This window comes from Leyella stercorea (assembly GCF_019052365.1).
In the GTDB taxonomy this organism is placed as follows: Bacteria; Bacteroidota; Bacteroidia; order Bacteroidales; family Bacteroidaceae; genus Prevotella.
In genome coordinates this window covers 77,434-98,721 of the sequence record NZ_JAHQUY010000002.1, presented here as the reverse complement: position 1 = coordinate 98,721, position 21,288 = coordinate 77,434, and the positions used below count along the sequence as shown (strand labels likewise).

Here is a 21,288-nt window from a genome sequence, read left to right as displayed (position 1 = left end):
CCAAGGAAGGACACACATTTGCCGGATGGCAGGACGTTCCAGCGACAATGCCAGCACACGACATCGTGGTTATGGGTTCTTACACCGTGAACAAGTACACGCTCACGTATAAAGTTGACGGTGCAGAATACAAGTCTGTTGAGGTTGACTACGGCACTACAATCGTAGCCGAGCCAGCTCCCGAGAAGGAGGGCCACACGTTCTCTGGTTGGCAGGGTCTGCCCGAGACGATGCCGGCAAAGGATGTAGAGGTGACGGGTACGTTCTCTATCAACTCTTACCGCCTGACTGTATACCTTGACGGCGAACTCTACTTAGAACAGACGCTGGAGTACGGCGCAACGATAAGCGTTCCCGACCCGGAGGTTGCGGCAGACAGAGAATTCAACGGCTGGGACATTGAGATTCCGGCGACAATGCCAGCTCACGATGTTGAGGTTCACGGCACGACGACGGTAGTAAGTGGACTGGAAGCGATATTCGCCGACAGTGATATGCGCATCACAATCTGCTCGATGAACGGCGTAGTGCTGTTCCGCAACACGACGGTGAAGGAGGCGGCGCCGAAGCTGAAGCCGGGTCTGTACATCGTTAACGGTCGAAAGATGGTGGTGAAATAGGCTGCCGCTATTCGCAGACACACATAAGTCAAAAACAGAAAGGGCTGGATCCCATGCAAGGAGTCCAGCACTTTTTGCGTTTATGTGTCGGTAGAAGCCTCCGGTTACAGCTGTCTGCCGAACATTAACAGATTGATGCCAAAGATAACGGTTGTTACCAAGGCATGGTAACATCATTACAGATACGCGGTAACGATGTTTCCTGTGCGTGGTAATGATGTTACCTGTGCGTGGTAATGATGTCTCCAGTGCAATAACTTGCGCTAAGCGCTTGTGAATGTAAGCAATAAATTATATCTTTGCACATAATAATAAGAACAACGATATGGTAAAAAGACAAAGGAAGGGATTCTGGGCGCGACTGTTGTCGCTCGTCGTGGTGGTGCTGATACTGGCTGCGGCGGCGATACTGCGCGACGGCAGGATATTAGGACACGACTTGCGAGAGGCGCATGAGGCGAAGGCGCTGAAGAACGACACGCTGGAGATGACGCCCGACGGAGCGTTCGTGGTGAACACAAAGCCGCTGGCAAAGGACGTGCAGGGATACGGCGGACCGGTGCCGCTGAAGATACATATAAAGGACGGCAGGGTGGCGGCTGTTGAGGCTGAACCCAACGCCGAGTCGCCCGACTTCTTCAATCGCGCGAAGGAGCTGCTCAACCACTGGCAGAACAAGTCGGTGGACGAGACGTTGGCAGAGGAGGTGGACGCCGTGTCGGGCGCTACATTCTCGTCGAAGGCGATAATAGCTAACATGCAGCGCGGACTGGCTTACGCCAAGCAGCATGGTCAGTGGGGTGAGGATGGCTCGGTTGGTGCACTTGGGACAAGTGCACCCCCTATAGTGGGGAGTGAGGATGGCTCGGTTGGCGCACTTGGGACAAGTGCACCCCCTATAGTGGGGGGTGAGGATGGCTCGGCTGGTGCACTTGGGACAAGTGCACCCCCTATAGTGGGGAGTGTGAGCAACTCGGTTGGTGCACTTGAGACAAGTGCACCCCCTATAGTTGCGCTGATTGTCGTGCTGCTCGGAGCTGTCGTTCCGCTCTTCTATAACAACCGCCGACTGCATCTTGTGCAGCTCGCGGTGAACGTCGTGGTGCTCGGTCTGTGGACCGGCACGTTCGTCTCCTACACGCTCTTCCTGCGAGTCTTCTCCGGCGGCGTGAGTCTTTCGGCGATTGGTGCACTTGCCGCTCCGCTGCTTATGCTGATAGTGGCGCTGATATACCCGTTGGCGGGTCGGTCGGGTCACTACTGCGCCAATGTCTGTCCGTTCGGATCGGCGCAGGAACTCGCCGGAAAGCTCAGTCGACGCAAGCTGCGCATCACGCCGCGCGTACTGAAACTGCTCTCCGTGCTGCGCAATCTGCTCTGGGGCGTGCTCATGGCGCTGCTGCTCACCGGCACATGCACCGCATGGATCGACTACGAGCTGTTCACGGCGTTCCTCTATTCGTCGGCGTCGGTGTGGGTGACAGTGCTCGCGGCGCTGTTCCTCGTGCTGTCGGTGTGGGTGCCGCGCCCGTACTGCCGCTTCGTGTGCCCAACGGGAGCGCTTATTAAGAGTGTTGAATGAGGAATTGAAGAATTATACAATTAAGCATTATGAATTTACAGAATAAGTCAATCGTTTTAAACGTAGTGCTCGCCATTGCTGTCGTGGTGCTTGGCGTGCGCTTGGTGTCGGGCGCAGAAGACGCCAACGAGTCGCAAACGCAAGAGCAGGCTGTGCTCGACAATATCGCTACGCGTACCAGCATACGCGACTACGAGGCGCGCCCCGTGGAGAAGGAGAAAGTGGAGAAGATGCTGCGTGCGGCGATGGCTGCACCTACGGCGATGAACAAGCAGCCGTGGCACTTCGTGGTTGTAGAACAGCGCAGTGTGCTCGACAGTCTGGCGGGTGCTAATCCTTATGCGAAGATGCTGCTCAAGGCTCCGCTTGCCATTGTGGTCTGCGGCGATATGGATAAGGTGATAGAAGGCAGCGGACGCGACTTCTGGATTCAGGATGCGTCGGCTGCAACAGAGAATCTCTTGCTTGCGGCTCACGCTATGGGTCTCGGCGCCGTATGGACGGGCGCCTATCCTTCCGAGGAACGCAGCAAGGCGATAAGCGCAACGCTCTCGCTCCCCGACAATCTCGTTCCGCTTAACATGATCGTTATTGGCTATCCGGCGGAGCATCCGCAGCCGAAAGATAAGTTCAAGGAGGAGAACATAACTTTTAAAAGTAAAAAAGTAAAAGGGTAAAAAAGTAAAAAGATAAAAAGGTAAAAAAGTAAAACCAAGCTACAATGAAGAAAATTCTATTCTCTCTCGGCATGTTGCTGCTCACCGTTGCAGCCTACGCCGACGGCACAATCCTGTTCAGTACGGCGAAGGGCAGCATCGACGTTCCGCCTTATCGCATACCAGGCATCACCTGCGGCCACGGCGGACGACTCGTTGCGAGTGCGGCACGCCTCGTCTGCGGCACCGACCCCGGCTTCGGACGCGTCGACTGCGTGGCGAAACTGAGCTACGACAACGGCAGAACATGGAGCGAGCATGAGATTGACGTGGCTTGTGGCGACACTTCGCTCATCAACGCCCATAAGACTCCGATGGAAGCTGCCTACGGCGACCCGGCTGTCGTGATGGATCGCGAGCGCAATGAGGTGCTCATTATGGCTGTTGCGGGCTGTACGGTGTACGGCAAGCCCAGCACAAACAGACAGAACCCGGCCCTCATCGCTGCAATACGCAGCACCGACGGCGGACGCACATGGCAGAAGCCGGTTGACCAGACTGAGGATATATACAGCTTGTTCGACAAGGGCAATGTCATAGACGCCGCTTTCGTCGGCAGTGGCAAGCTGTTCCAGAGTAGAGTGGTGAAGGTGGGCGACTACTATCGCATCTATGCCGCACTCACAGCGCGCCCCAACGGCAACCGCGTGATATATTCCGACGACTTCGGACGCTCATGGCACGCTCTCGGCGGCGCTGCTGCTCTGCCCGTGCCCGGTGGCGACGAACCGAAGTGCGAGGAACTGCCCGACGGTCGTGTGATAATAACCAGCAGAGCGTCGGGATGCCGACTGCTAAACATCTACACCTACAGCAACACGAAGACCGGCGAAGGCTGCTGGGACAAGCCCGAGAAGGCTACGATGGACGGACTCGCGCTCGCGCCGAGCACCAACCCCACAAACGGCGAGATGCTCATCGTTCCAGCCATGCGCAACAGCGACGGCAAGCCGATGTATGTAGCGCTGCAGTCGGTGCCTACGGGCACGGGTCGCAACAACGTTAGCATATTCTATAAAGAACTTGCCTCGCCCGACGACATGCGCAACGCGAAAGCCTTCGCCTCGGGCTGGGACGGATGCTATCAGGTGAGCACCACGGTGTCGATGTACAGCAGCATGGATCTGCAGGCAGACGACCGCATAGCGTTCTTCTACGAGGAGACGCTCACACGATGGGGCACAAAGCCCAATCCCGTCAGCACAAGTTTCCCGCAAGGCGAGGGCGAGCACAACTATGACGGCTGCGAACTCGTGTACAAGTCGTTCGACCTGGAGACGATAACCGACGGAAAGTATTGCGTCAACCGACGCATCAACCGTGGCAAATTCCTGAAAGCCTACTATGAGGACATCGTGGACAGCTTCGTGCTGACTGCTGCTCAGAAAAGAAAGGTGAAGGATGTGATAAAGCGCTTGCCTGCCGAGCCTACATCTGCTCAGATGGATGCGATATTGAAAGGCGAAGTGCGATAGAGCAAGAAGATGTAAAGCGGCTCTATGCGCAGAAATAGAATGTAAAACGTAGCGGAGGTCTCCGGCCTCCGCAGCACGCAACAGTAGTAGTCTTTAAGTTGATAAAGATGTCTATCTGACTTGGTGCTGCGGAGGCCGGAGACCTCCGCTACGTTATTTTGACTACGGCAAGAATGCCGTAGCCTCCTATAGTTTCTCGGGCAGTTCGAACAGGCGTGTGCCGTTGCTGCCCTTGATGAGGATGTAGCGGTCGCGAGGCTTCTCAGAAGCAATTGCTTCCTTCACCTCCGCTACGTTCTCAAACTTGCGGAACGCAGCCGGCGTCGCTGTGTGCTCAAACTCCGAGCCAACGAGCCATACCTCTTCGAGCTTCATGCGGCTGAGCTGGTCAACGATGCGCTGATGCTCGTCGTGACTCACGCTGCCAAGCTCCTTCATGTCGCCGATGATAGCCATCTTGTGGTCGGCATTGATAGCCTCGAAGTTGCTGAGCGCCGCCGCCATGCTCGTCGGGTTGGCGTTGTAGGCGTCTACGATGAGGCGGTTGCAGGCTGTCTGCTCAAACTGTGAGCGGTTGTTGCTCGGCGCATAGCCGGTCAGCGCGGCGTCAATCTTGTCTGCCTCCACACCGAAGTAAGTGCCGACGGCGATGGCTGCAAGCATGTTCGTGATGTTGTACGCACCGATAAGGTGGCTGTCAACATGGTGCTGCGCCTTGCCCTCAGCCGCCCACGAGAAGCTGAGCATCGGCTCGCTTTTTACGTCCTCAGCCGCAACGTAAAGTCTTTTATCAGCGGCGTTTAAGCCGTAGCGCACGAGGTTCAGTCCGTCGGCGATGCCGTTGAGATACTGGTTGTCGTTGTCGATGAACACGCAGCGCGGGCGCTTCACCTCGCGTATGGAGTAAGCATCATTCTTGCCGTTGGCAGCCGCACGCACAAAGTCGTACAGTTCGCCCTTAGTCTTTATCACGCCTTCGAACGAACCGAAGCCCTGCAGATGCGCACGACCCACGTTTGTGATGAGCGCATAGTCGGGCTCAACGATCTCCACCAGCGTCTTGATGTCGCCAGGGTGCGACGCGCCCATCTCCACGACCGCGATGTCGTGTGTGGAGTTCAGGCGCAGCAATGTCTTAGGCACGCCGATGTCGTTGTTGAAGTTGCCCTCGGTGTAGAGCACGTTGTATTTCTGCAGCAACACCGCAGCCGTGAGTTCCTTTGTGGTAGTCTTGCCGTTGGTTCCGGTGATGCCGATGATAGGCGTGCCGAGCGCACGGCGGTGATAGCGTGCGAGCTGTTGCAGAGTGTGCAGACAGTTGTCGACGAGAATGAAGCGAGCGTCGCCCTCAACGACGTACTCCGCTTCATCGACAACAGCATAAGCGCAGCCCTTCTCAAGCGCAGCTGCAGCAAACTTGTTGCCGTTGAACGAAGCGCCTTTCAAGGCGAAGAACAACGAACCGACGGGGCAGTCGCGACTGTCGGTTGTAACAACGGGGTGTTGCTTAAAGATTTCGTAAAGTTCGGATATTTCCATTTTGCTTTTATTTTTGTCGGCAAGCGTGCTTGGCGCAGCCGAATCTTTCTTTAGAGTCTGTTTCTCTTTCCTCGAAGGTTTACTTCTACTTCCTCAGAGTTTACTTCTTGTTTCAGAGTTTCACTCCTCCTGTTCCAGTTCGTAGAGTTTCACCCAGTCGATCTCCATCTCGACGGGCAGCTGTTTGGGGTCTGCCTTGCCCACCCACGAGCCTTCAATCTGCATGTCGATGAGCAGATAGAATGGGGCGCCGAACGGATACTGTCCCTTGTCCTTATGCTCCTCAATGCGCGGATAGGAGAACGACGGTTGTCCGTTGACCGAGAACACTATTGAATCGGGCAGAATCTCCACGGCGTAGGTGTTGAAGGCGTTGCGGTCGATGGGGTAGGTGCCGCCGTGCGGCGGGTTCTGGTCCTGCTTCAGAGTGTGCGTGTATGTGGTGTGGATGGTCTGGTATGCTATGTTGTCGTGGTTGAGGTGTTCCATGATGTCGATCTCGCCACCGTGTGGCCATTTAATCTCATAATCGGGCTTCATCCATATAGCCGGCCACACGCCCTGCGCGCAGTCGAAGCGTGCGCGCACCTCCACCTTACCGTATCTCACGGCGTGCTTGCGCTTGGTGTAGAGTCCACCGGTTACGAAGCGAGCCGTGTCGGCTTCGAGGTTGGTGTTGAGAGCGCCGCGCAGAACGAGCTTGCCGTCGCGCACGGCGTATAGCGAGTCGGCGTCCGACATATAGCGGCGCCAGTCGGCTGAGCCGCGGCTTATCTTTGTCCACGAGCGGTTGTCGAAAGTGGTGCCGTTGAAGTCGTCCTGCCAAACGAGGCGGTACTTGTGGGGCGAGGATGCGAGAGCCGTTGCGCAGAAGAGCAGAGCAGCGAGAGTTGTCTTGAGCTTCATGTCTTGATGGGTTTTATGTTGCAAAAGTATGCAAATAATCTGTGTGCGCAAAGAGAATGTCTGTATAAATCGTTGCGCGTGTGCGAAATAATCGGTTTTGGACGTGCGCAGAGCCCAACTTTTTGAGTTAAATATTTGGCAGTTCGGATATTTATTGCGTAATTTGTGGTCGGTTATTAACTAATTATCAAGAGCATATGCAATACACAATAAACGTGCGAGGCCGACTTCTCGACCTCTCACAGCCCATGGTGATGGGCATACTGAATGCAACGCCCGACTCGTTCTACAGCGGATCGCGCAAGCAGACCGAGGCTGAGATAGCCGACCGCGCCAACCAGATAATCGCCGAAGGCGGACGCATCATCGACGTGGGCGCTTTCTCCACACGCCCCGGCGCCGACGAGGTGAGCCTTGAGGAAGAAACCGAACGTCTGAAGCGCGCCCTTGAGATAGTGCGCCGCGAGCAGCCCGACGCCATCGTGTCGGTAGACACCTACCGCCCGCTTGTGGCGCGCAGATGTGTGGAGGAGTTCGGCGCCGACATCATCAACGACGTGTCGGAAGGCGGCATAACGGGCATCGTAGGCAAGGAGATACACGAGGAAGGCGACATGTTCGAGACCGTGGCGCAACTCGGCGTGCCCTACATACTGATGTCGGTGCAGCCGACGCTGGCGAAGATGATGCAGAACTTCGCGGCTGAGGTGCAGCGCCTGCGCGACCTCGGAGCGAAGGACATCATTCTCGACCCCGGCTACGGCTTCGGCAAGACGCTCGAGCAGAACTACGAGATAATGAGCGAGGCGGAGCGCCTGCTTGCGCTTGAGCTGCCCGTGCTTGTAGGCGTGTCGCGCAAGAGCATGATATACCGTCTCGTCGGCGGCGACCCCACGACGGCTCTCAACGGCACCACCGTGCTCCACACCGTGTCGCTGCAGAAAGGCGCCTCGATACTGCGTGTGCACGACGTGAAGGAAGCCTTTGAAACAATTCGAATTGTGCAGCAATTAGGATAAACTCAAAATGCGCGCAGCGCACAATTCAAAACTCAAAACTCAAAATTCAAAACTCACAACATGTTCGACTTCGGAATAAAAGACATCATCGACATATTTCTTGTCGCCCTGATGCTCTACTACATCTATCGTCTGATGAAGGAGAGCCGTTCGCTCAACGTCTTCATCGGCATCATCGTGTTCGTGCTCGTGTGGCTCTTCGTGAGTCAGGTGCTCGAGATGCGCCTGCTCGGAGCCATCCTCGACAAGCTCGTGTCGGTGGGCGTCATCGGCATCATCGTGCTCTTTCAGGAAGAGATACGCCGCTTCCTCTACTCGCTCGGCGCCCACCAGCGCTTCCGCGCCTTCGCCAATCTGTTCGTAGGCGCAAGCAAGGAGAAGATAGTGGACAAGGAGACCATCATGCCCATCGTCATGGCGTGCATCGACCTCTCGCGCGGCAAGGTGGGAGCGCTCATCGTCATTGAGCGCGGCATACGCCTCGACGACATTGTCGACACCGGCGACGTGATAGACGCGCGCATCAATCAGCGACTCATAGAGAACATCTTCTTCAAGAACTCGCCGCTGCACGACGGCGCCATGATAATCGTGGGCAAGCGCATACGCGCTGCCGGCTGCATCCTGCCCGTGTCGCACAACCACGACATACCGAAGGAGCTCGGACTGCGCCACCGCGCCGCGCTCGGCATCTCGCAAGACTCCGACGCCATAGCCATCGTCGTGTCCGAAGAGACCGGTGGCATCAGCGTGGCTATCAAGGGCGCGTTCCAGTTGAGGCTCTCGGCAGAGAAACTCGAGAATATTCTCTCGAAGGAAATGAACCTTTAGGCTGAAAAAAGCCACGTTTTCTTCGAATAATCAACGCATTATTCGTAAATTTGCATTTCTTTAGGAGATGTGCATGCCGATGTCTTGCAGCCTGAAAGTGCAGGCTGAGTCATCGTGCACCGAACGCAACCCGATCGGACACCGAACGCAATCTGATCGGACGGCGGACGCAATCCAATCGGACGGCGGACGCAATCGGTCGCTCTCCCTTGACTTTTATATACGAAAATGGAAAATAAAGATACAAAAAACGCCTATGTGCGCCAGGTGGCGGAGCAGAAATACGAGTACGGCTTCACTACCGACGTGCATACAGACATAATTGAGAAAGGACTCAACGAGGACATCGTGCGACTCATCTCAAGCAAGAAGGGCGAACCCGACTGGATGCTTGAGTTCCGTCTGCAGGCTTTCCGCCACTGGCAGACGATGAAGGAGCCGAAGTGGGGTCACGTGCACGTGCCCGAGATCGACTATCAGGCGATTTCGTACTACGCCGACCCGCTCGCAAAGAAGAAGAACGAGAATAAGGAGATAGACCCTGAGCTGATGAAGACATTCGACAAGCTCGGCATACCTCTCGAAGAACGACTGGCACTCAGCGGCGTGGCGGTAGACGCCATCATGGACTCCGTGAGCGTGAAGACAACCTTCTCGCAGCACCTCGCCGAGAAAGGCATCATCTTCTGCTCAATCGGCGACGCCATAAAGAACCATCCCGACCTCGTGCGCGAGTACTTGGGAAGCGTGGTGCCCTACCGCGACAACTTCTTCGCAGCGCTCAACAGCGCCGTGTTCTCAGACGGATCGTTCGTCTACATACCCAAGGGCGTGCGCTGCCCGATGGAGCTTAGCTCCTACTTCCGCATCAACGCACGCAACACCGGCCAGTTCGAGCGCACGCTCATCATTGCCGACGACGACGCATACGTGAGCTACCTCGAAGGCTGCACGGCGCCGATGCGCGACGAGAACCAGCTGCACGCAGCCATCGTGGAGATTGTCGTGAAGGACAACGCCGAAGTGAAATACTCTACCGTGCAGAACTGGTATCCGGGCGACGAGCATGGCAAGGGCGGCGTGCTCAACCTCGTGACGAAGCGAGGCGACCTGCGCGGCGTCAACTCGAAACTCTCGTGGACGCAGGTGGAGACCGGCTCTGCCATCACATGGAAGTACCCCTCGTGCGTGCTGCGCGGCGACGGCTCGCAGGCGGAGTTCTACTCCGTAGCCGTCACCAACAACTATCAGGAGGCAGACACCGGCACGAAGATGATACACATGGGCAAGAACACCAAGTCGACAATCATATCGAAAGGTATCTCAGCCGGACACAGCCAGAACTCGTACCGCGGACTGGTGCGCGCCACAAGCAACGCCGACAACGCACGCAACTACTCGTCGTGCGACTCGCTGCTGCTCGGTTCCGACTGCGGAGCGCACACCTTCCCATACATGGATATACACAACGACACGGCAGTGGTGGAGCACGAGGCTACGACGTCGAAGATTTCGGAAGACCAGCTCTTCTACTGCAACCAGCGCGGCATACCCACCGAGCAAGCCGTGGGTCTCATCGTCAACGGATACGCCAAAGACGTGCTCAACAAGCTGCCGATGGAGTTCGCCGTAGAGGCGCAGAAGTTGCTCAGCGTGTCGCTTGAGGGAACAGTGGGATAGAAGGAGTTTTGAGTTTTGAATTTTGAATTTTGAATTGTCGGCTACGCCGATGAGGAATTGTTCAATTAGGAGTTGATAACTCAACAATTCAAAACTCACAACTCACAATTCACAACTCAAAACTCAAAAATTCAAAATGCGCAAAGCGCACAATTCAAAATTCAAAACTCAAAATTCAAAACTTAATATATGTTCCGCAGGATAATGACCGTCACAGCAGTTCTCGCAGTCTGTGCCGCAACAGCCTTCGCAGGCGATGACGACGTGTCGCGCCGTTGGGCGGTGATAGCAGGCATGAACCTCTCGTGCCCCACGACGGCAAGCGTTGAGCGTTCGCCACGCGACGCAGGCAACATCGCAGCGTTCGCCTCGCCCCAATGCAACGTGCTGCTCGAATACTATCTGCCGCAGCAGCACTTCTCGCTCGTAGGCGGCTACAACGCCGAGACCGTGCAGTGGTTCGGCAGCAAAGTGGACGCCACAATGCAGAACATAGTGGTCGGCGCACGCTACTATCCCCTGAACAAGTGCTTCGCCCTGCAGCCCTACGCCTCGCTCATGACCAACATTAACGTAGCCGGTCGGCACGTGCAGAGCAGCATGAGCGGATGGAACGCTGACGGCAGCTACGAGCGCAACAGCACAATAAGTCTGCCGCGTGTGAGCGTAGCACCGGCGGTAGGAGTAGACTGCTACATCTTCTCGTCGCTCGCGCTCGAGTTCCAGTACGGCTTCCCACTCGCCATCGACGGCAAGGCGCATGTGGCTACGACCTGCAATGGCAGCCCCGACGTATACAGGCTGCGCTCTAACATGCACCGCCACAACATAAAGATAGGCTTGAAGGCGACGTTCCCGTTCCGCTTCACCTCAGCCGACGCCAACAGCCTCTTCTCGCTCATCGAAGTGGCACTCGGCATATACGACCCCAACGACGAACCGAAACGAGAAACGAAGAAGGAACGACGCCGGATGAAACTCGGACGCGTGCTCGATTCGTATTAAGCTGTGCATTGTACGAAGAGTTGCACGTACAACTCACAATTCACAACTCATTAATTCAAAATCGGCGCAGCCGACAACTCAAAACTCAAAATTCAAAATTCAAAACTCGATATGTTAGAAGTAAAAAACCTCCATGCCACTATCGCTGGCAAGGAAATACTAAGAGGCATCAACCTCACTATAAACGATGGCGAGATACACGCCATCATGGGACCGAACGGTTCAGGAAAGTCTACACTCAGCGCCGTGCTCACCGGCAATCCGCTCTACGAAGTGACGGAAGGCGAGGCATGGTTCAACGGCAAGAACATCCTTGAGATGAAGCCCGAAGACCGTGCGCACGAAGGTCTGTTCCTCTCGTTCCAGTATCCGGTGGAGATACCGGGCGTGTCGATGACCAACTTCCTTAAGGCGGCTGTCAACGAGAAGCGCAAGTATCAGGGACAGCCCGAACTGAAGGCGGGCGACTTCCTCAAGCTCATGAACGAGAAGCGCAAGGTCGTGGAGCTCGACTCTAAGTTCACACGCCGCTCTGTCAACGAAGGCTTCTCGGGCGGTGAGAAGAAGCGCAACGAGATATTCCAGATGGCAATGCTCGAACCGAAGCTCGCCATACTCGACGAGACCGACTCCGGACTCGACGTGGACGCAATGCGCATCGTAGCCGACGGCGTCAACAAGATGCACACGCCGGAGACGTCAGCCATCGTCATCACCCACTACGAGCGACTCCTCGACATGATAAAGCCCGACGTCGTACACGTGCTCTACAAGGGACGCATCGTGAAGACCGCCGGACCCGAACTCGCAAAGGAGATTGAACAGCGAGGATACGATTGGATAAAAGCTGAACTTGAAGAAGAATAAAATTCAGAACAATGACTTCAGAACAACAATACATCGACCTCTACCGCGAATGTCGCGAGCAGATCTGCGCGCACAGCGCTGACGTGCTGAACGCTGTGCGCGACGAAGCCTTCAACAGCTTCGAGCGTCTCGGCTTCCCTTCGCGAAAAGTGGAGCGATACAAATATACAACGATAGACAAGCTCTTCGATCCCAACTACGGACTGAACATCAATCGTCTTGAAGTGCCGGTAGACCCGTATAAGGCGTTCCGCTGCGACGTGCCCAACCTCAGCACATCGCTCTACTTCATCGTCAACGACCAGTTCCGCCAGTCGCTGCAGCCCAAGGAGAACCTCCCCGAAGGCATCGAGGTGGCGTCGCTTGCCGAATACGCGAAGGCTCACCCCGAGTTTGTGGCTAAGCACTACGCACGTCTGGCGAAGAGCGACGAAGACGCCGTGACAGCACTCAACACTATGCTGGCGCAGGACGGTCTGCTCGTTCACGTGAAGCGCAATGTCGTTGTCGACAAGACCGTGCAGGTCATCAACATCCTGCGCTCGGACGTGGCTATGATGGTGAACCGCCGCGTGCTCATCGTGATGGAGGAGGGCGCCAACGCAAAGTTCCTCTTCTGCGACCACGCTGCCGACGACCAGCAGTTCCTCACAACCCAGGTGATTGAGGCTTACGTCGGAGCAAACGCATCGCTCGACCTCTACTGCATGGAGGAGACTCACTACAAGAATACACGCATCTCGAACGTATACGTAGAGCAGGAGCGCGACTCTCGGTTCAACCACAACGTTATCACGCTGCACAACGGCGTCACGCGCAACCGACTCGACGTGCAGCTCAAGGGCGAGGGCGCAGAGTGCTGGTGCAACGGCTGCGTCATAGCCGACAAGACACAGCACGTGGACAACAACACGCTGATAGATCACCAGGTGTCGCACTGCACGAGTCACGAACTCTACAAGTACGTGCTCAACGACAAGGCGACGGGAGCCTTCGCAGGCAGAGTGCTTGTGCGTCACGGCGCACAGCACACCGTGTCGGAGGAGGTGAACCAGAACCTTTGCGCCACAAAGACAGCGCGTATGTACACGCAGCCGATGCTCGAGATATACGCCGACGACGTGAAGTGCTCGCACGGATCTACCGTGGGTCAGCTCAACGATGCGGCTCTGTTCTACATGCGTCAGCGCGGCATCAGCGAGAAGGAGGCAAAGCTGCTCCTCGAGTTCGCATTCATCAACGAGGTTATCGACAAGATACAGCTCGAACCGCTGCGCGACCGCCTGCACTATCTCGTGGAGAAGCGCTTCCGCGGCGAACTGAGCAAGTGTGAGGGCTGCAAGCTCTGCAAGTAATTAGTAGAGAATTCTCACCATCTCACCATTTCAACTTAACAACATCATGTACGATATAAATAAGGTACGCGCCGATTTCCCAATCCTTTCGCGCATCGTCTACGACCGTCCGCTCGTCTATCTCGACAACGGAGCTACCACGCAGAAGCCGTTGTGCGTGCTCGACGCCATGCGCGAAGAGTATCTCAACGCTAACGCCAATGTGCATCGCGGCGTACACTATCTCTCGCAGCGCGCCACCGACCTGCACGAAGCGGCACGCGAGACCGTGCGCCAGTTTATCAACGCGCCGAAGACAGAAGAGATAATCTTCACGCGCGGCACCACGGAGAGCATCAATCTCGTGGCTGCATCGTTCTGCGAAGCGTTCATGGCGGAAGGCGATGAGGTGATAGTGTCCGTAATGGAGCACCACTCGAACATCGTTCCCTGGCAGTTGCAGGCAGCGAAACGCGGCATTGCGCTGAAGGTGATTCCGATGGACGACAGCGGAAAGCTCGACATGCAGGCATACGAGCAGCTGTTCTCTGAGAAAACGAAGATTGTAAGTGTGGCTCACGTGAGCAATACGCTCGGAACAGTGAACCCCGTGAAGGAGATTGTGCGCATAGCGCATGAGCACGGCGTGCCGGTGCTCGTAGACGGAGCGCAATCGACGCCCCATTTCGCCATAGACGTGCAGTCAATCGACTGCGACTTCTTCGCCTTCAGCGGACATAAGATATACGGACCGACCGGCATCGGTGTGCTCTACGGCAAGGAAGAATGGCTCGACCGCATGCCGCCCTATCAAGGAGGCGGTGAGATGATAGAAAGCGTGAGCTTCGAGAAGACCACCTTCGAGAAACTGCCGTTCAAGTTCGAAGCCGGAACGCCCGACTATGTGGCTACGCACGGACTGGCTACGGCGCTCAACTATGTATCGGCGCTTGGCATGGACAACATCGCCGCACACGAGCGCGAGCTCACCGACTACTGCATGAAGCGTTTGGCGGAGATAGACGGCATGCGACTCTTCGGAACCACCGAGGGCAAGGACGCCGTGGTGTCGTTCCTCGTGGGCGACATACATCATCTTGACATGGGCACGCTGCTCGACCGACTCGGCATCGCCGTGCGCACCGGTCACCACTGCGCACAGCCCGTTATGGACCGCTTCGGCATACAGGGCATGGTGCGTGCCTCGTTCGGACTCTACAACACGAAGGAAGAAGTGGACGCTCTCGTGGCTGGAGTGAAGCGCGTGAGCCAGATGTTCTGATGCCGCGCAGCGCAGCACGCAGACATCTATGACGCAGAGGCGCCGCATCGGCAGCCTATCCTCTGCACTTCAGTAACCTATCCTCTGCACTTCAGTACCGCCCATAGCATCCAAGCGCATACGCCGAGATGCACAAGCAGCGAGTCGTATGTAGGGAATACGCACATAACGAAAGCAAGCTGCGCATGCAGGTAGCGCAGAGTCTGACCCATAGTCACCTCGCGCTCGAGCACGCTCGAATAATACTGCCGTAACCACTCCATCGGAGCGGTTGCGGCTTTTTTCATGCCGTAGAGTAGGGCAGAAGTCTGCACCTGCTTTGCGTTGATAACACGGATGTCCGACTGCTGGAGTGTGATGTTCTTTTCCATAATCTATATATTATATAAGGTGATACATATTGTTTCTTATCTTCGCTTGCAAAATTAGTGGGCTTTATGGAAATAACATTTCACTTTCCGTATTTCTTTGTTAAAGAAATATTACAATCGCTTTGTAGTTTGTATTATAAAAGCTAACTTTGCAAACGGAAAAGAGTTGCACCCGTAAGTGGGTTTATTGCACATTGAAACAGACAACAATGAAAAAACAGGAAAGTAAGCCACATTTGCTGCCCCATTACTATACCGACCTCGTCGAAGCAGGCTGCGACGAAGCTGGCAGAGGCTGTCTTGCCGGAAGCGTATACGCCGCCGCAGTCATTCTGCCGCCCAACTACGACAACGCTCTGCTCAACGACTCGAAGAAGCTCACCGAGAAAGCACGCCGCACACTGCGCGACCAGATAGTGCGCGACGCCGTGGCGTGGGCTGTAGGCGTGGTTACGCCCGAGGAGATAGACCGCATAAACATACTCAACGCCAGCTTCCTCGCCATGCATCGCGCGCTCGACCAACTCACCGTGCGCCCCGAAGCCATCATCGTCGACGGCAACCGCTTCACTCCCTACCGCGATCTGCCCCACACAACGATAGTGAAAGGCGACGGCAAGTATCAGTCGATAGCCGCAGCGAGCATTCTCGCAAAGACATTCCGCGACGAATACATGGACCGGCTCGCAGAGGAATATCCCTACTACGACTGGCAGAAGAACAAGGGCTATCCTACAAAGGCGCACCGCGAGGGCATACGCCTGCACGGCACCACGCCTTACCACCGAATGAGCTACAACCTGCTGAGCGGAGGACAACTCGAACTGAAGTTTGAGGAGAGCCCCTCCCAACCCTCCCGGTCGGGGAAGGCTTAGGATTGCTTAGAACAGAACGCCCTCAGCTTAGAAAGACTTAAAAGGTTTAAAAGGTTTAGTCTGGCTTATAAAGGCTTGGAAAGGCTTAGTCAGGCTTATAAAGGCTCAAAAATTCGCAGCAAGTCTTATACCTTCTGTTCAAAAGTCATCGGCACCGTCCGCCGTCCGATCGGTTTCCGTCCGCCGTCCGATCGGATTCCGTCCGCCGTCCGCGTCGACACCGTCCGCCGTCCGCGTCGACACCGTCCGCTGCACGACCCGAAAAAGAAAACTACTGATCTATAGAAAGCAACGAGAAAAAGAAAAACTACAAAACAAATCTACTAAACATCAACAACAATGCGAATGGATAAATATGGTCGAGAACTCGACCTTATACTCATACTGACAGAGAACAACAGCTACACGGCGCAGCAGATAGCTGACCGCCTCGGCATCACGCGCCGCAATCTCTACTATTATTTCGACTACCTGCGCGACTGCGGCTTCAATCTGCAGAAGACCGGCACCACGTATCGGCTCGACCGCTCGTCGTCGTTCTTCCGCCGTCTGCACGAGCACATCTCGCTCTCCGAATACGAGGCTGCATACATCTGCCGCCGACTCGACACCGACGGCACGCGCGACCATACAGCCGTGAACATACGCCAGAAACTCTCGCGATCGTTCAACCTGCCCGACGCCGTCAACCCCGAACTGCAGCGCCGCATGAACGACTGCGTGGCGAAGCTGCGCGAGGCGATGGCTACGCGCAAGATGGTAGTGCTGCACAAGTACGCCTCGCCCCACAGCAACACCGTCACCGACCGCATCGTGGAGCCGTACCAGCTGATGAACGACGAGCGCGACGTGCGCTGTCACGAGATACGCTCGCACGAGAACAAGACGTTCCGACTGTCGCGCATGGAGTCGGTGGAGATAATCGACGTGCCCTGGACCTTCGATGACCGCCACAAGCAGATGTACACCGACATGTTCATGTTCACTGGTGAGCAGCGCTACATGGTGAAAATGCGCATGGGACTGCTCTCCTACAACCTCATGGTGGAGGAGTATCCGCAGTCGGCAAAGTGCTTCACCGCCGATGGTGACACCGCCTGGATCTTCGAAGGCGAAGTGGTGTCGTTCCTCGGCATAGGCCGCTTCGTGCTCGGACTCTACGAGGATATAGAAGTGATTGGCTGCGAGGAGTTTAAGGCTTATCTTGCCGGAAAGAAAAAGAGCATGAACAAGGCTGTATAACAGTAGCGGAGGTCTCCGGCCTCCGCAGCAGTTAGCCTTGTTTATATTCGACTTTGTGCTGCCGAGGACCGGAGACCTCCATTACTAATTTTAATATTCTGTTTTCTCGGCGCTCTCCTCCCACATGCGGAACGCCTTGAGCGCCTCCATGCCCATCAGACGCTGCATCGTCTTGTGGCGCTGTTCGGGCTTGAGCGGTATCTCCTGATAGATGAAGTCGTCGTCGAAGCCGATGGCGGCAGCATCCTTGCGGTCGTTGCCGTAGAAGATGCGGTCGAGATGCGCCCAATAGATGGCGCCCAAGCACATAGGGCACGGCTCGCAGGAGGTATAGATGTCGCATCCGGCGAGGTCGAACGTGCCTAAGCGGCGCGTAGCCTTGCGTATGCAGTTCACCTCGGCGTGCGCTGTAGGGTCGTTGTCGATAGTAACGCTGTTAGACGCCTCGGCGATGATTTCGTCGCCACGCACGATGACCGCTCCGAACGGTCCGCCGCCAGTGCGCACACTCTCCTCGGAGAGCTCTATTGCACGGCGCATAAATTCGTTTTTCTTGTCCATATCTTTATTTTTCTTTAAGGTCATAGGGTAATGTGCTATTTATAGGGGGTGCACTTGTCTCAAGTGCACCAACAAAGCAAGAAGTGCACCAACAAAGCAAGTATGCACCAACAAAGCAAGTATGCACCAACAAAGCAAGTATGCACCAACAAAGCCGCACACGCCGCATGGATTGAAACCGCACAAGCGGTGGTAGAGCACGACGGCTCCCGTTTATGCAAATGTACGCATAATAAACGAATTTATCAAATAATTCTTTTTATTGTTTGTTATTTCGAGGTAAACCACTAAATTTGCTTATGTCTAACCCTATGCCAGATTATATGCTGGCATAACAACATAAGAAATGATGAGAAGTCTACGATTCTTTATGCTGATGGCAGTCGTGATATGCTCACTTGCCGTCAACGCTCAAGACGCCATCGCCAATGACGCCAACCCAACCGCTACTTCGACGGTAACGGTGTTGGAAAATTATGGCACAGATGTCAAGTCAGAGAACTTCACTTTGCTGCAACACAACGACACACTTGTGTCGGACGCCGAATTGCAGAAAAGTATCGCTGAAGACACTTCCGCTAAGCGGTTGAAGAAGGCAAGAATATTCAAGTGGACAGCTTGGGTGGGCGGCAGTGTCTTCTTTTTAGCCAGCTTATATTGCTTATTAGGAACGGCATACGTTGCATCTTTTCAAGAAAACGGCCCCGGAGTTAATCCATTTGCCATCGGATTAGCCGCCTCATTCGGAGCAAGTGTGATATGGACCACGTCATTCCTTATAGCAGCCCATCATCAAAAGAAATTGGCGCTTTCTGCCAACGTCAGCATGCTCAATGATAATCTGACAAACAGAAAAACATTGGGTGTAGGGCTGAGTTTCAAGTTCTGAATAACAAACGGGGCTTGCATGGCTCTGAGGAGCGTACCTCCTATGATTGCAGATGCTGCAGTGGAAAATTATACAAAAAAACAAAAATAATCGGCGATTGTTCGTTTATACCATTGAAATTGACTAACTTTGCTCACATATTACAATTTTTTTGATGTAAATAAAGATTTAGATGAACGTAATTACAAAGACAGTATCATTGCCTGATGGCAGAACCATCAGCATTGAGACCGGGAAAGTGGCAAAGCAGACCGACGGAAGTGTTGTACTGCGTATGGGCAACACCGTACTTCTCGCCACTGTTTGTGCCGCAAAAGATGCAGTTCCCGGAACAGATTTCATGCCTTTGCAGGTAGACTACAAAGAGCAGTACTCAGCAGCAGGCCGTTTCCCTGGCGGCTTCACAAAGCGTGAAGGCAAGTCGGGCGACAACGAGATCCTCACATCGCGTCTCGTAGACCGTGTGCTCCGTCCGCTCTTCCCGTCTAACTACCACGCAGAGGTATATGTGCAGATTATGCTTCTCAGCGCCGACGGCGTTGACCAGCCTGATGCTCTCGCTGGATTTGCAGCTTCAGCCGCTATGGCTTGTTCAGATATACCTTTCGAGTGCCCGATTTCAGAAGTGCGTGTAGCACGCATCAACGGCGAGTACGTTATCAACCCTACCTTCGAGCAGATGAAGGATGCCGACATGGATATCATGGTAGGCGCTTCTGCAGAGAACATCATGATGGTAGAGGGCGAGATGAAGGAAGTTTCGGAGCAGGACATGATCGGCGCGTTGAAGGCTGCTATGGCTGCTATCAAGCCGATGTGCGAACTGCAGACAGAGCTCTCTAAGGAGCTTGGCACAGATGTTAAGCGCGAGTACTGCCACGAGGTGAACGACGAGGAACTCCGCGAGCAGCTCCGCAAGGAGACTTACGACAAGTGCTACGCTATCGCAGAGTCGGGCGACCACGACAAGAAGTCGCGCGAGGAGGCTTTCGACAAGATTCTCTCTGACTTCCAGGAGGCTTACGACGCAGCTCACACAGACCTCACCGCTGAGGAGCTCGACGAGAAGCACGCAGAGATGGTGCGCTACTACGCCGACGTTATGCGCGACTCTATGCGCCGTTGCATCCTCGACGAGGGCAAGCGTCTCGACGGTCGTAAGACTACAGACATCCGTCCTATCTGGTGCGAGGTTTCTCCGCTGCCGATGCCTCACGGAAGCTCTATCTTCACACGTGGCGAGACACAGTCGCTCTCTACATGTACACTCGGTACAAAGATGGACGAGAAGTTGGTTGACGACGTGCTCGAGCGCGGCTACCAGCGTTTCCTCCTCCACTATAACTTCCCGCCGTTCTGCACAGGCGAGGCTAAGGCTCAGCGCGGTGTAGGCCGTCGCGAGATTGGTCACGGCCACTTGGCATGGCGCGGTCTGAAGGGTCAGATTCCTGAGGACTTCCCTTACACAGTGCGCCTCGTGAGCCAGATTCTCGAGTCTAACGGTTCGTCTTCAATGGCTACAGTATGTGCCGGCACACTCGCCCTCATGGACGCAGGTGTTCCGATGAAGGCTCCGGTATCAGGCATCGCAATGGGTCTTATCAAGAACCCGGGCGAGGAAAAGTACGCTGTGCTTAGCGACATCCTCGGCGACGAGGACCACCTCGGCGATATGGACTTCAAGACAACCGGTACACCCAAAGGCTTGACAGCTACACAGATGGATATCAAGTGCGACGGTCTGAGCTTCGAGATTCTCGAGAAGGCTCTTATGCAGGCTAAGGAAGGCCGCGAGCACATCCTCAAATGCATGATGGAGACTATCTCTGAGCCGCGCAAGGAGCTGAAGCCGCAGGTACCGCGCATCGTTCAGATCGAGATACCGAAGGAGTTCATCGGCGCTGTGATTGGCCCTGGTGGCAAGATCATCCAGCAGATGCAGGAGGACACCGGCGCTACTATCACTATCGACGAGGCAGACGGCGTAGGCAAGGTGCAGGTATCGGCTCCTAACAAGGACGCTATCGACGCTGCGCTTGGCAAGATCAAGGCTATCGTGGCTATCCCTGAGGTAGGCGAGGTATACGAGGGCACAGTTCGTTCAATCATGCCTTACGGCTGCTTCGTAGAGATCATGCCGGGCAAGGACGGATTGCTCCACATCTCTGAGATCGACTGGAAGCGTCTTGAGACAGTTGAAGAGGCTGGCATCAAGGAAGGCGACAAGATCAAGGTGAAGCTCATGGAGATCGACCCGAAGACTGGCAAGTACAAGCTCTCTCACCGCGTGCTTCTCGAGAAGCCGGAGGGATATGTAGAGCGTGAGCGCCGTCCGCGTGGCGAGCGTGGTGAGCGTCGTCCGCGCCGTGAGGGTGGCGAGCGTCGCGACGGTCGTCGTGAGAACCGCGAGCATCGTGAGCCGCGCGACTTCAACGACTCGCTCGATCACAACAACGACTTCTAATCGCTGAAGACAAACACGGAAGCAGCAGGA

At 55.2% G+C, this 21,288-nt stretch carries 19 protein-coding genes; 15 read left to right on the top strand and 4 right to left on the bottom strand.

Translation table 11 applies throughout. The features are described from left to right. The 4 genes from KTQ90_RS00925 to KTQ90_RS00905 all read left to right on the top strand — a co-directional run. On the top strand, positions 1–620 hold a 620-nt coding region (locus tag KTQ90_RS00925; RefSeq protein ID WP_217316863.1), incomplete at its 5' end, for an InlB B-repeat-containing protein. 325 nt (positions 621–945) lie between these two features. Further along, positions 946–2,202, top strand: a complete 1,257-nt coding sequence (locus tag KTQ90_RS13635) for a 4Fe-4S binding protein (protein ID WP_254359337.1) — start codon at positions 946–948, stop codon at positions 2,200–2,202. Positions 2,203–2,231: 29 nt separating this feature from the next. After that, the gene (locus KTQ90_RS00910; RefSeq protein WP_217316862.1) at positions 2,232–2,879 is read left to right on the top strand and encodes a nitroreductase family protein; all 648 of its coding nucleotides are present in this window, start codon (positions 2,232–2,234) and stop codon (positions 2,877–2,879) included. Between the two features lie 44 nt (positions 2,880–2,923). Continuing rightward, on the top strand, positions 2,924–4,393 hold the full coding sequence (locus tag KTQ90_RS00905; RefSeq protein WP_217316861.1) for a sialidase family protein: 1,470 nt from the start codon (positions 2,924–2,926) through the stop codon (positions 4,391–4,393). Positions 4,394–4,579: 186 nt separating this feature from the next. On the opposite strand, the gene KTQ90_RS00900 is transcribed toward KTQ90_RS00905, so the two are convergent. Together KTQ90_RS00900 and KTQ90_RS00895 are read right to left on the bottom strand one after the other, a co-directional pair. Continuing rightward, a complete protein-coding gene (locus KTQ90_RS00900; RefSeq protein WP_217316860.1) occupies positions 4,580–5,932 on the bottom strand; it encodes a UDP-N-acetylmuramoyl-tripeptide--D-alanyl-D-alanine ligase in 1,353 nt (450 codons plus the stop codon). Positions 5,933–6,052: 120 nt separating this feature from the next. Continuing rightward, positions 6,053–6,838: a glycoside hydrolase family 16 protein gene (locus tag KTQ90_RS00895; protein WP_217316859.1), complete on the bottom strand. Its 786-nt coding sequence runs from the start codon at positions 6,836–6,838 to the stop codon at positions 6,053–6,055. Between the two features lie 197 nt (positions 6,839–7,035). On the opposite strand from KTQ90_RS00895, the gene folP reads away from it, so the two are divergent. The 7 genes from folP to KTQ90_RS00860 all read left to right on the top strand — a co-directional run bounded on the left by folP (position 7,036) and on the right by KTQ90_RS00860 (position 14,856). Then, positions 7,036–7,857 (top strand): dihydropteroate synthase, encoded by an 822-nt coding sequence (folP, locus tag KTQ90_RS00890; RefSeq protein WP_217316858.1) that lies wholly within the window; start codon positions 7,036–7,038, stop codon positions 7,855–7,857. Positions 7,858–7,917: 60 nt separating this feature from the next. Continuing rightward, on the top strand, positions 7,918–8,688 hold the full coding sequence (gene cdaA, locus KTQ90_RS00885; protein WP_217316857.1) for a diadenylate cyclase CdaA: 771 nt from the start codon (positions 7,918–7,920) through the stop codon (positions 8,686–8,688). Between the two features lie 228 nt (positions 8,689–8,916). Beyond that, the gene (gene sufB, locus KTQ90_RS00880; RefSeq protein ID WP_217316856.1) at positions 8,917–10,368 is read left to right on the top strand and encodes a Fe-S cluster assembly protein SufB; all 1,452 of its coding nucleotides are present in this window, start codon (positions 8,917–8,919) and stop codon (positions 10,366–10,368) included. Between the two features lie 189 nt (positions 10,369–10,557). Then, on the top strand, positions 10,558–11,373 hold the full coding sequence (locus tag KTQ90_RS00875; RefSeq protein ID WP_217316855.1) for a hypothetical protein: 816 nt from the start codon (positions 10,558–10,560) through the stop codon (positions 11,371–11,373). 111 nt (positions 11,374–11,484) lie between these two features. Continuing rightward, a complete protein-coding gene (sufC, locus tag KTQ90_RS00870; RefSeq protein WP_217316854.1) occupies positions 11,485–12,240 on the top strand; it encodes a Fe-S cluster assembly ATPase SufC in 756 nt (251 codons plus the stop codon). A gap of 11 nt (positions 12,241–12,251) precedes the next feature. After that, a complete protein-coding gene (gene sufD, locus KTQ90_RS00865) occupies positions 12,252–13,595 on the top strand; it encodes a Fe-S cluster assembly protein SufD (RefSeq protein WP_217316853.1) in 1,344 nt (447 codons plus the stop codon). Positions 13,596–13,641: 46 nt separating this feature from the next. Further along, positions 13,642–14,856 carry a cysteine desulfurase gene (locus KTQ90_RS00860; protein WP_217316852.1) on the top strand — a complete coding sequence of 405 codons (1,215 nt, stop codon included), beginning with the start codon at positions 13,642–13,644 and terminating at the stop codon, positions 14,854–14,856. Positions 14,857–14,933: 77 nt separating this feature from the next. Here the strand turns inward: KTQ90_RS00860 and KTQ90_RS00855 are convergent, their stop codons facing one another. Beyond that, positions 14,934–15,227 carry an ATP-binding protein gene (locus KTQ90_RS00855; protein ID WP_217316851.1) on the bottom strand — a complete coding sequence of 98 codons (294 nt, stop codon included), beginning with the start codon at positions 15,225–15,227 and terminating at the stop codon, positions 14,934–14,936. 209 nt (positions 15,228–15,436) lie between these two features. Here KTQ90_RS00855 and KTQ90_RS00850 point away from each other — a divergent pair, with 209 nt between their 5' ends. Then, the gene (locus KTQ90_RS00850) at positions 15,437–16,102 is read left to right on the top strand and encodes a ribonuclease HII (RefSeq protein WP_217316850.1); all 666 of its coding nucleotides are present in this window, start codon (positions 15,437–15,439) and stop codon (positions 16,100–16,102) included. A gap of 345 nt (positions 16,103–16,447) precedes the next feature. After that, positions 16,448–17,344, top strand: a complete 897-nt coding sequence (locus tag KTQ90_RS00845) for a helix-turn-helix transcriptional regulator (protein ID WP_217316849.1) — start codon at positions 16,448–16,450, stop codon at positions 17,342–17,344. A gap of 90 nt (positions 17,345–17,434) precedes the next feature. On the opposite strand, the gene KTQ90_RS00840 is transcribed toward KTQ90_RS00845, so the two are convergent. Further along, entirely contained in the window at positions 17,435–17,905 is a 471-nt protein-coding gene (locus KTQ90_RS00840) for a nucleoside deaminase (protein WP_217316848.1), read from the bottom strand. A 346-nt stretch (positions 17,906–18,251) separates the two neighbouring features. On the opposite strand from KTQ90_RS00840, the gene KTQ90_RS00835 reads away from it, so the two are divergent. Next, the gene (locus KTQ90_RS00835; RefSeq protein ID WP_217316847.1) at positions 18,252–18,794 is read left to right on the top strand and encodes a hypothetical protein; all 543 of its coding nucleotides are present in this window, start codon (positions 18,252–18,254) and stop codon (positions 18,792–18,794) included. Between the two features lie 172 nt (positions 18,795–18,966). Further along, positions 18,967–21,258: a polyribonucleotide nucleotidyltransferase gene (gene pnp, locus KTQ90_RS00830; RefSeq protein ID WP_217316846.1), complete on the top strand. Its 2,292-nt coding sequence runs from the start codon at positions 18,967–18,969 to the stop codon at positions 21,256–21,258. Positions 21,259–21,288 lie beyond the last annotated feature (30 nt).

Excerpts from the sequence above, each read along its gene's own strand:
- KTQ90_RS13635 (WP_254359337.1), top strand. The coding sequence starts at position 946 with ATGGTAAAAAGACAAAGGAAGGGATTCTGGGCGCGACTGTTGTCGCTC.
- KTQ90_RS00910 (WP_217316862.1), top strand. The coding sequence starts at position 2,232 with ATGAATTTACAGAATAAGTCAATCGTTTTAAACGTAGTGCTCGCCATT.
- KTQ90_RS00905 (WP_217316861.1), top strand. The coding sequence starts at position 2,924 with ATGAAGAAAATTCTATTCTCTCTCGGCATGTTGCTGCTCACCGTTGCA.
- KTQ90_RS00900 (WP_217316860.1), bottom strand. The coding sequence starts at position 5,932 with ATGGAAATATCCGAACTTTACGAAATCTTTAAGCAACACCCCGTTGTT.
- KTQ90_RS00895 (WP_217316859.1), bottom strand. The coding sequence starts at position 6,838 with ATGAAGCTCAAGACAACTCTCGCTGCTCTGCTCTTCTGCGCAACGGCT.
- folP (WP_217316858.1), top strand. The coding sequence starts at position 7,036 with ATGCAATACACAATAAACGTGCGAGGCCGACTTCTCGACCTCTCACAG.
- cdaA (WP_217316857.1), top strand. The coding sequence starts at position 7,918 with ATGTTCGACTTCGGAATAAAAGACATCATCGACATATTTCTTGTCGCC.
- sufB (WP_217316856.1), top strand. The coding sequence starts at position 8,917 with ATGGAAAATAAAGATACAAAAAACGCCTATGTGCGCCAGGTGGCGGAG.
- KTQ90_RS00875 (WP_217316855.1), top strand. The coding sequence starts at position 10,558 with ATGTTCCGCAGGATAATGACCGTCACAGCAGTTCTCGCAGTCTGTGCC.
- sufC (WP_217316854.1), top strand. The coding sequence starts at position 11,485 with ATGTTAGAAGTAAAAAACCTCCATGCCACTATCGCTGGCAAGGAAATA.
- sufD (WP_217316853.1), top strand. The coding sequence starts at position 12,252 with ATGACTTCAGAACAACAATACATCGACCTCTACCGCGAATGTCGCGAG.
- KTQ90_RS00860 (WP_217316852.1), top strand. The coding sequence starts at position 13,642 with ATGTACGATATAAATAAGGTACGCGCCGATTTCCCAATCCTTTCGCGC.
- KTQ90_RS00855 (WP_217316851.1), bottom strand. The coding sequence starts at position 15,227 with ATGGAAAAGAACATCACACTCCAGCAGTCGGACATCCGTGTTATCAAC.
- KTQ90_RS00850 (WP_217316850.1), top strand. The coding sequence starts at position 15,437 with ATGAAAAAACAGGAAAGTAAGCCACATTTGCTGCCCCATTACTATACC.
- KTQ90_RS00845 (WP_217316849.1), top strand. The coding sequence starts at position 16,448 with ATGGATAAATATGGTCGAGAACTCGACCTTATACTCATACTGACAGAG.
- KTQ90_RS00840 (WP_217316848.1), bottom strand. The coding sequence starts at position 17,905 with ATGGACAAGAAAAACGAATTTATGCGCCGTGCAATAGAGCTCTCCGAG.
- KTQ90_RS00835 (WP_217316847.1), top strand. The coding sequence starts at position 18,252 with ATGATGAGAAGTCTACGATTCTTTATGCTGATGGCAGTCGTGATATGC.
- pnp (WP_217316846.1), top strand. The coding sequence starts at position 18,967 with ATGAACGTAATTACAAAGACAGTATCATTGCCTGATGGCAGAACCATC.